The sequence below is a fragment of the candidate division WOR-3 bacterium genome, assembly GCA_039801725.1.
Classification (GTDB): Bacteria; Hydrothermota; Tepidihabitantia; order Tepidihabitantales; family DTDR01; genus DTDR01.
In genome coordinates this window covers 50,810-60,477 of record JBDRVE010000007.1, presented here as the reverse complement: position 1 = coordinate 60,477, position 9,668 = coordinate 50,810, and the positions used below count along the sequence as shown (strand labels likewise).

11 protein-coding genes are annotated in these 9,668 nt (G+C 30.9%); all 11 read right to left on the bottom strand.

Annotated elements, in window-relative coordinates; all coding sequences use genetic code 11:
* The coding region (locus ABIK75_02780) for a C25 family cysteine peptidase (GenBank protein MEO0090014.1) at nt 1-981 on the bottom strand (981 nt) is incomplete at its 3' end.
* A 76-nt stretch (nt 982-1,057) separates the two neighbouring features.
* A complete protein-coding gene (gene lpxA, locus ABIK75_02775; protein ID MEO0090013.1) occupies nt 1,058-1,840 on the bottom strand; it encodes an acyl-ACP--UDP-N-acetylglucosamine O-acyltransferase in 783 nt (260 codons plus the stop codon).
* Nucleotides 1,841-1,842: 2 nt separating this feature from the next.
* Nucleotides 1,843-2,283, bottom strand: coding sequence for a 3-hydroxyacyl-ACP dehydratase FabZ (gene fabZ / locus ABIK75_02770; GenBank protein MEO0090012.1), 441 nt, complete (start codon nt 2,281-2,283; stop codon nt 1,843-1,845).
* The gene (locus ABIK75_02765; protein ID MEO0090011.1) at nt 2,273-3,049 is read right to left on the bottom strand and encodes a UDP-3-O-acyl-N-acetylglucosamine deacetylase; all 777 of its coding nucleotides are present in this window, start codon (nt 3,047-3,049) and stop codon (nt 2,273-2,275) included. The genes fabZ and ABIK75_02765 overlap by 11 nt, the downstream gene beginning before the upstream one ends.
* Complete coding sequence (lpxD, locus tag ABIK75_02760) at nt 3,030-3,659, bottom strand: UDP-3-O-(3-hydroxymyristoyl)glucosamine N-acyltransferase (protein MEO0090010.1); 630 nt, start codon at nt 3,657-3,659, stop codon at nt 3,030-3,032. The genes ABIK75_02765 and lpxD overlap by 20 nt, the downstream gene beginning before the upstream one ends.
* On the bottom strand, nt 3,660-4,592 hold the full coding sequence (locus ABIK75_02755; GenBank protein MEO0090009.1) for an OmpH family outer membrane protein: 933 nt from the start codon (nt 4,590-4,592) through the stop codon (nt 3,660-3,662).
* A gap of 1 nt (nt 4,593) precedes the next feature.
* A complete protein-coding gene (locus tag ABIK75_02750) occupies nt 4,594-5,808 on the bottom strand; it encodes a MiaB/RimO family radical SAM methylthiotransferase (protein MEO0090008.1) in 1,215 nt (404 codons plus the stop codon).
* Nucleotides 5,801-7,477, bottom strand: coding sequence for a 30S ribosomal protein S1 (locus ABIK75_02745; GenBank protein MEO0090007.1), 1,677 nt, complete (start codon nt 7,475-7,477; stop codon nt 5,801-5,803). The genes ABIK75_02750 and ABIK75_02745 overlap by 8 nt, the downstream gene beginning before the upstream one ends.
* A complete protein-coding gene (ispH, locus tag ABIK75_02740; GenBank protein ID MEO0090006.1) occupies nt 7,467-8,345 on the bottom strand; it encodes a 4-hydroxy-3-methylbut-2-enyl diphosphate reductase in 879 nt (292 codons plus the stop codon). The genes ABIK75_02745 and ispH overlap by 11 nt, the downstream gene beginning before the upstream one ends.
* Nucleotides 8,338-8,970, bottom strand: coding sequence for a lysophospholipid acyltransferase family protein (locus ABIK75_02735; protein ID MEO0090005.1), 633 nt, complete (start codon nt 8,968-8,970; stop codon nt 8,338-8,340). The genes ispH and ABIK75_02735 overlap by 8 nt, the downstream gene beginning before the upstream one ends.
* Nucleotides 8,967-9,647, bottom strand: coding sequence for a (d)CMP kinase (gene cmk, locus ABIK75_02730; GenBank protein ID MEO0090004.1), 681 nt, complete (start codon nt 9,645-9,647; stop codon nt 8,967-8,969). Before cmk ends, ABIK75_02735 begins: the two co-directional genes overlap by 4 nt.
* Between the last annotated feature and the right edge of the window lie 21 nt (nt 9,648-9,668).

Below are 9,668 nucleotides of genomic sequence, written 5' to 3'. Positions count from 1 at the left end.
ATTCCAGGACCAATCTAAATCAGCATAATATAAATCACAAGCAATAAACCTTGTCTCTCCACCTACTGTTAAAGGACCTGCCTGCCTTGTGGGCACAACTGGATTATTATAATCTCCGTCGCCACCTAATAAAACATATTTTAAACCTTGTGTCTGGAAATAATTTTTAATAAAGTTTCTAATTTTTTCAGGTAAATCTCTTCCTGAATAATTATTATCAACCCATTGAGTTGTTCTTATCTCCGTCCATAAACCTGTCTTTCTTAACCAATCTCTTAATGGAACAAAAGAAGAAACTAAATTGGTATCGGTTAAAATAACATAATCAATATCCGGATTATCACTTGCTCTTAATGGTGGCGAAAATTTATTTATATCTTCCGGATTAATTACTAAATATTTCAAATCTTTGGAGAATAAATCCCTTTGACTTTTTGTTAGCCTGATAATATCGTATTTTCCTTCTTCATAATTGATTTTTATCTTTATTTTAGAATAAAGGATTAATTTTCTTTCTTTTGGTATATAATGTAATGGAAAAAGAAAAATCCCGCCGATCCGAAATCCTGATTTGCAACCGCTTGGTATAATTCTATATAGTTCCTTTGGATACTCTTCTTCGGTCTCATAAAACTCTTGGTCAATTATAAAGGGATATTCTTTGTCATAATCCACACCAATTGGTCTGGGCATTTGGGCAGGATAAAGATAGTAATTACCAGGAATTTCCTTTCTTTCTAATTCCAAGATTTCAATCGAACTTATTTCGGCACTTGGCGGAATTAAGATACTAATATCTTTAAAAGGGATAATTGGCTTACCAACTTCTTCTAATCGGGCATTACATCCTTCTAAATTAATCAAATCATAATTATCAATCTTTTTAGAATCGATTCTGCCGAAGGAAAATTCTTTAATAATATTGCCAGCAAAAATAAAACTAATAAAAAACAATATCACAAAAATATTTTTTACTCGCATTCTTAACCTCCTTCAATTTTGAAATTCATAAGATTAGTTAGAATATTATAAATTGAAATTTTTAAAAAGTCAATAATTAATAGGTTTTTAAAGAGATTCCCCTTTTTGTCTTTTTAATAAAATCAATAATTAATTCTATCTCAGGAATTTTTGGTAAATTATTTCTTATATAATTAATTGCTTGCGATAAATTAAGTTTAGAATGGTAGATAATCCGATATAATTTTTTTAAAATTGCTATTTTCTCTTTATCAAAATTTGCCCTTAAAAGTCCAACGGTATTTATTCCATAAACCTTAAAGGGATTCCCTTCACCAATCATAAAAGGTAATAAGTCCTTTTTTAAATAAGAAAAGGCACCAACAAAACTATAACTACCAATTCTTACATATTGATGAATTCCACAATTACCACCAATATTTACATAATCAAAAATCTCACAATGACCACCTATTTGGGTATGATTGGTAATAATATTATTGTTACCAATCCTACAATTATGGGCAATATGGATATATGCCATTATAAAATTGTTATTACCTATAATTGTTGCTTCTCCTTTACCCGTTGCCTTAGATATCGTTGTTCCTTCATGGATAATGTTATTATTACCAATCTTTAAATAAGACTCTTCTCCTTGATATTTCAAATCAAAAGGCAAAACTCCTAAAACACAACCAGGATAAATTTTATTATTTTCACCAATTTCTGTCCCTTTTAAAATTATTACATGAGAAAAAATTTCCGTTCCTTTACCAATTTTTACATTATCTTCAATAACTGCAAAAGGGTGAATAATTACTTCTTCTTCAATTATTGCCTTTTTTGAAACCTTTGCCCAAGAAGAGATTTTTGCCAATTTTATAATATCTTCTCTTTCTTTTCGAATCCTAAAATCAGTTCTCCTTCACAAACGATTTGTTCATTAACTTTAATTTTACCAGTGATTTTAAAAATATTTCCCATTTTATTTTTTAATTCTGCTTCAATTATTAAGGTATCACCTGGTTTCACCACTTTACGAAATCTTGCCTTTTCAATACCTAAAAATAAAGGGACAAAATCTTTTTCTTCCATTCTTAAATTCTTACATATTAAAACGCCGCTTGCTTGAGCCATTGCTTCCACCATTAAAACACCAGGCATTATCGGAAAATCAGGAAAATGACCGATAAAAAACCATTCATTATAAGTAACCTGTTTTAAGGCAACTATTTTATTTTCTTCTAAATTTAATATCTTATCAAGAAATAAAAAGGGATAACGATGGGGTAAGATTTCTTTAATCTTTTCAATATCCATTTTTTCCTCCTTTAGATAACTCTTCTAATTTCTTAACTAATTGCAAATTTAATTTATGAGATGGTCGAAAGGCAATAATTTTAGCCTTTATCTCCTTATTCAAAATCTTTAAATTTCCCAATAAATCAAGCATTTTATGATAGACAAATTTGCCTTTGCCCAAAAGCCAATTTTGATTAGAGAAATAACCTAAATTTTTAAAAAATCTAATATCTTCTTCTTTTAAGATTTTTTTAGGAATTGGTGTTTGGGAGAAAATAATATCCAAAAAATTGTTATCTAATTTACAACTCTGCCAAGAGAAATAATCAGGAAAATTGGTAATTACTAAACAAGAAAATTTCTTATTTGGCAAGAGTAAAATAAAATTATTATCATCAAAGATAATTAAGTTTCTTTTGATTTCTATTATCTCTTTCTTATAAGAAACAAAATCAACTACTAAATCTTTTAGTTTTAAATAATACTCTTTTCCACTACCATCAAAAAAGGGAAATTCGTTACCAGAAATTTCAATTATTAAATTATCTATCCCTAATAAGAAAAGAACTGCGAAAAAATGTTCAATAAGAAAAATTTTATTACCATTATTATTAAAAACGGTTGTGTGATTTTCACAGGTTATTTTATCAATTGATAGTTTTTGGTTATTAATTATTATTCCGGTATTTGCTTCTGCTGGATAACATCTTATAAAAACTTCTTTTTGAGAATACACACCATAACTTTGAAAAGTTATCTCCCTTTTAATCGTTCTTTGGAACATCTCTTAAAAGTTTTGCCCAATATTTTAAATTTAAAAAATGAGGACGAGCAGGAATACCTGAATATTTACTATTCTTCGGAACCGATTTAAAAACTGCTGATTTCGCATAGATAATTGAGTTATCACCAATCTCACAATGGTCCCTTATTCCCACCTGACCTGCTAAAATACAATTATCACCAATTTTGGCACTACCACCAATCCCCACCTGAGCAATAATAATACAATTCTTACCAATTTTTACATTATGACCAATATGAACCAAGGCATCAATCTTTGTTCCTTTCCCAATTCTTGTCTCTCCTTCCTTAGCTAAAGCAATTGTCACATTCGGACCAATATCTACATTATCCTCAATAATTACCCAGCCGTTATGGGGAATAAAAAAATACTCTCCTCCTTTCTTTTCATAGCCAAAACCATCAAAACCAATTAAGGCACCAGGAAAAATCCGACAGTTCTTGCCAATTTTGGTATTCCTTAAAATACAAACAAAGGGATAGATTATTGTATTTTCATCAATAAAAACATTTTCGCCAATATAAGTAAAAGGATAAATCAAAACACTATCGGCAATCTTCGCTTTATTCGAAATAAAAAAATTTGACATTTATTTTATCAATCGATAAAATGCCCGACCGATAAAATCATTTAATTTTGCCGCCGTTTCTTCTTTATTGCCTCCTTCCGCCTTGCCAACAGAAATATCAGTATTATTTTTTATATCAATAATTTTTGTCTCACAAATAATTTTTTTACCGGTTTGACTAACATTACCATAAACAATGTAATCCAAAGAAAGTTCTTGACCAATAAGAAAAGCCATATTCCTTTCAATTTTATCATTTTTTTTGAGATTATGTCGCATCAAAGCATTTTCTATATCTTCTGTTTCAACTAATTTGATATTAGGATTTCTTTTTAAAAAAACGATTAATCTGTTGTAAAAATAATCTCCTAACTTTTCTTCTTTAGCCCGTGCCTCACTTTCGTAAATTGAGAGAACCCCTACTAAAACTTCTTTTGTTATCTTTCCTTCTTTCTTAGTATATTCTTTATTTAATTCACTTAATACTAAATCGGTGATATCTAAACCTGGTTCGGCATATAATACTTTTGTCGCACTAGCATCAAAAACAATTGTCAAACCTTCGTTTTCAGCAATTTTTTGGATTACTTCGCTAATCTTCTTTACCACTGGTGTGAGCAACTCATCCTGTCGTCTCTCTAATCGACCTCCTCTTCCCCATATTTCATAAAGAAAATTATTATACCTCTCACTAATATTATTTATTTTTTCCATTTCAATTTTAAAACCTTCTTCGGTAAGCATCAATTTTTTTATCTCCAATTCCTCTTTCAGTTTGTCAAGAAGATTTTTTAATGAATCCGCCTCCTTTTTCCATTGGTCAATATCCTTCTCAAGTTGGCTCAAAACCTCTCGGGCTTCTTGGTATTCCTTCAAAATTTTATCCATATCTACATAAGCAATTTTAATCTCTTTGAAAAAGAGAAAATTTAACAGCATTAAAAGATAAACCATTTTATCCTCCTTTAAACTCTTCACCTAACAAAATAGGGAAATTCTTATCTTTTAGATAAAAATCTTTAATTTTTAAATAAGCCACTTCCTCGGAAGGTTCAAAAATTTTTACCTTTAAATAATTATCAGTTAAATAAATGTCTTCTTCAATTAAAATTCCTCTCCGCACTTGATTGAAAAATTTCTGACAGTATTCTAATATTTTCTTCTCTCTTAAACCAATAAGAACCTTTAACCTTTCCTTTTTCTCCTTTTCCGAAACAGTTTCCTTTTCGTGATAAACCGGTGTAAAAGGTCTCGGAGAAAAAGGAAAAACATGAAAATAGCCAAAGGGCATCTTCGCTAAAAATTGATAAGTAAATAAAAAATCTTTCTCTTCCTCTCCTAAATATCCTACTATTACATCGCAACCAATATTTGCGTCTGGAAGGTTTTCGACAATTTTGGTAAGCACCCTTTCGTAATCTTTAAGCCGGTATTTCCTGCCCATCTTTTCCAAAATTTTGTCCGATGCCGATTGAAGGGGTAAATGAAAATGGGGGCATAAAAACCCATCTTTTACCAATTGAATAATTAATGATAATAGTTCATCAGAGAACGTATCCACTTCTAAAGAAGAAAGCCGAAAACTTATTCCTTTAATTTTTTTTGCCAAATGGGAAAGTAAAGTGAATAAAGAAGTACCAATATCCTTACCATATAATCCCAAATTTATTCCACAAAGAACAATCTCCCTGATTCCTAAATTCTTTAATCTTTCACATTCTTTAATTATCCACTCTTCACACACACTTTTCAATTTTCCTCGAATCCTTCCTACCAGACAATAATGACAGAAATTCTCACAGCCATCAACAATTTTTAAGAAAGCCCGCCGACGGGAAGGTAGAAGATTCTCTCTTTCCACAATCCTTTGCTTATCTTCCAGGGAAAGAATTTTTACTTGACCATTTAAAGAAAAGGAGGCTTTTTTTAAAAGAGGAATAAGACAACCGGTGAGAATAATTTGGTAATTCTTTTTTCGGTAGCGATTAAACCATTTATAGGAATTCTTCTCCGCCTCTTGGGTAACCGCACAGGTATTAAGTAAAATGATATCGGCTTGGTTTTCTTCCTTTACAATTTCGTATCCGCGATTTTTAAAATAATTCGCCAGAGCATCGCTTTCCGCATAGTTAACTTTACAGCCTAAGGTTTTAATATAGAGTCTATTCACTTCCCTTTTTTTGTTTTTTAATCTTTTCCCCAATTGTGTATTTCCTCTTTTTCTCTTTACTCTTGGGACCAGCGGTGGCAATAGGTTCAATTTCTTCTTTAGTTTCTGCCTTGACCAATTCTTCTTTTACCGCCCTTTCGTTCAAAACAATCCTTCTTTTTTCTTTGTCAATTTCACTAATTTTTACTTCAATCTCTTCACCAATCTTATGCTCTATTCTTTTTCGATTTTCATCGCGAGCAATCAGACTATTAGGAATAAAACCTTCTAATCCATAGGGCAAACCAACCACCAGGCCTGCCTTGGGAGTATCAATAATTCTTACTTTTAAAGTATCGCCCACTTTATATTCTTTGATAAACATTTCTAAGGGATCCTCTTTTAATCTTTTCACACTTAATGTGATCCGCCGATTAATTTTATCGATTTCGGTAATAACTGCTTCTACCTTTTGACCTTTTTTAAAGACCTCTTTGGGATGTTTTATCCTCTTTGTCCAAGAAATTTCCGTAGTAGGTATTAACCCTTCAATACCTTCATCCAACTCCACAAAAGCACCAAACTCTTTATAAGATCTAATTTTCCCTATCACCTTTTCACCAATCTTAAATTTCTCATCCACCATTGACCAAGGGTCAGGCATTGTTTGCTTCAATCCCAAGGAAATCCGCCGATTCTCTTTATCCACATGTAACACAACCGCTTCCACTTCTTGACCTACTTTTAGAATTTGTGAAGGATGGTGAATCGTTCTTGTCCAAGACATCTCCGAAACATGAATCAAACCTTCTATCCCCTTTTCTAATTCGACAAAAGCTCCGTATTCTGCTAAAGAGGTAACCCTTCCTTTCACGCGAGAACCCACCGGATATTTCTCTTCGATCACATCCCAAGGATGGGGTTGAAGTTGCTTCATCCCTACTGTTATTCGAAAAGATTTTTCATCAATCGCTAAAATTTTCACTTTTATTTCTTGGTCAATAGATAAAACTTCGCTAGGATGTACAACCTTGTTCCAAGAAATATCAGAAACATGCAAAAGAGCATCAACACCATCAATTTCCACAAAGGCACCAAAATCAGCAAGGGATTTTACTCGCGCGGTTACCACGTCGCCAACTTTTATTTTCTTTAATAAAGCCTCCCGTTTTTTTTGAATCTCCTCTTCTAAAAGTTCCCTCCGAGAAACAACAATGTTTTGTTTGGGATAATTTACCTGAATAATTTTGGCTTTTAAAGTTTGACCAATAAGAGCATCCTGATTGAGTACCGGTTTAATATCCACTTGAGAACCTGGAAGAAAAGCAGGTAAACCAAAAACTTCCACCATTAAGCCACCTTTCACTTTCTTTTTTACTTTGATATCCACCGGTTCACCTTTTTCGTATTTCTCTTTTATCTTATCCCAACGAAGAAGAAAATCAGCCTGCTTTTTAGAAATCACCGGCTTACCTTCCTTGTCTTCTAATTTTTCTAAATACACATATACTTCGTTCCCTTCTTTTAATTCATCGGGGTCGGAAAACTCATCAATACTTAATTCGCCTTCGGATTTTAGACCTAAATCTACTAAAACAGTGCTTTTTAAAATTTTCACAATCCTTCCCTTAACAATTTCTTTCTCTTTCAAAGGGACAGTATATTGAGATAATAAATCATCAAATTTCATCTTCGGTTACCTCCTTTTTTAGATTTTTTATTACTAAATCAACAAACTCTTCCGGTGTAGAAGTTCCGGAAGCAATACCAATCTTATCAAATTTCTTAGCGAAAGTTTTTAAATCCTCCATTTCTTTCCAATCAGAAATCCAAAAAGTCTCGCATTCTTCTCTTTCAGCAATCTCTTTTAATCTTTTAGTATTGGCACTATTTTTACCACCAATAATTATCATTAAATCAACCTTCTTCGCAATTTTTCTTACTTCCTTTTGACGGGTAATAACTTCGGGACAAAGAGTATTAAAAATTCTTAATTCATTAAATTGGAAATTAGTAATAATATTGTTTAACGCTTGATAATAAGTTGTTTCGTCTAATGTTGTTTGACTTACAACACCAATTCTTACGTGTTTGGATAATTTTAAATTTTCCTTATAAATTAAACTTTTTCCTTCAGCAAAACTTTTAATTGTCTTAACTTCCGGATGCCCACTATCGCCAATTATCACAACCCAATAATCCTCCTTTTTTAAATTTTCTACGATTGTACAAATCTTTTTTATATAATTGCATGTTGTATTAATTATATTTATACCAAAACTTTCTATTTTTTTCAATATTTCCTTGGGTATTCCGTGAGTCCGAATTATCAAAACAACTTTCTCTTTTTCTGGAAGATTATCTAAAAGAGAAATCCTTCTTTCTCCAATAATTTTGACACCTTTATTTTTTAATTCTTTTATCACAATCGGATTGTGGAGCAATTCGCCGAGCAGATAAATTTGAGAATATTTCTTTTCACAATCTTTAATTAAAGTAAACGCCCTTTTTAATCCACTACAAAAACCATAAGGTTTTACTAAATATATTTTAGCCATAATTTTTAAACCGCTCTTCAATTGTTTTAGTTAAATATTTTATTAAATCTTTATCCCAATTATTTCTTTCAGAGAAGAGAATCCTTATTGGTCTTAGGAAGGTTACTTCAATTTTTCTAAATTTTTTCTTACCACTACCCAATTTTTTTAAATCCTGATCCACAAGCAAAGGAATAAAAGATTCCCTTACTCCTTTAATATAACAAGGAACAATTGGTACATTAAACTTTAAGGCTAAAAAACTGGCGCCATCTTTAAAACTCCCTAATTTTCCATTTCTTGAACGGGTCCCTTCCGGAAAAAGAACAATTTTTTTATTCTTTTTAAAAACTTCTTCCACTTTTTTTAAGGCAGTAAGGTCAATTCCTGTTCGATCTAAAGAAATAGCATTAAAAGTCTTTATTAACCAAGTAAAAAAGCGACTTACCTGAAACAATTCTTTTTTAGCAAGAAAATATAACTCTTGTAAACTGGCTAAACTTACTAAAATTGGATCAAAATTAGAGGTATGATTACAAACAATAATTGCTTTTCCCTTCGGTAAATAATATCTATTTTTTACTTTTAAGAAGAGAAAAGATAGCGGCAAAGTTAAAATAAAACCTAATCGCCAATACCACTTCATCTTTTTTTTAGTAAATATTCAATTAAAGATTTTACTAAATCAATCTCTTCTTCAATTGTCAAATTAGTTGTATTTAAATAAATACTATCAGAAGTTTTTCTTAAAGGGCTATACTTTCTTTCTTGGTCAATTTTATCACGAATAATAAGATTTTTTAATACTTCAGAAAATTTTATCTTGTAACCCTTTTCTTTTGCTTCCTTAAATCTCCTCTTTGCTCGTTCTTTTAGTTCACAATCAACAAAGATTTTTAAATTGGCTTTAGGAAAAACTACGGAAGTAATATCCCGACCTTCAGCAATTATATTTTTCTGATGGGCTATTTTTCTTTGTAATTTTACCATTTTTTCTCGAACAATTTTGATTGCTGAGACCGGCGAAACTAATCTTTCTACTTTTGGCTCTCTTATCTTATCCGTTACATCTTCATTATTTAGATAAATTTTTATTTTATTATTCTCATTTCTGAAATCAATTTTTATATTTTTTAGCACCTTTGCTAACTTCTGTTCGTTTTTATAATCAATCTTTTCTTTGATAATTTTATAAGTTATTGCCCGATACATTGCGCCCGTATCTAAATAAAAAAAATTTAATCTTTTGGCAACCTCTTTGGCAATCGTACTTTTTCCTGAACCGGCATAACCATCAATGGCGACAATGAAATTTTTTTTCATAGGTTTAAATTATAATTGACA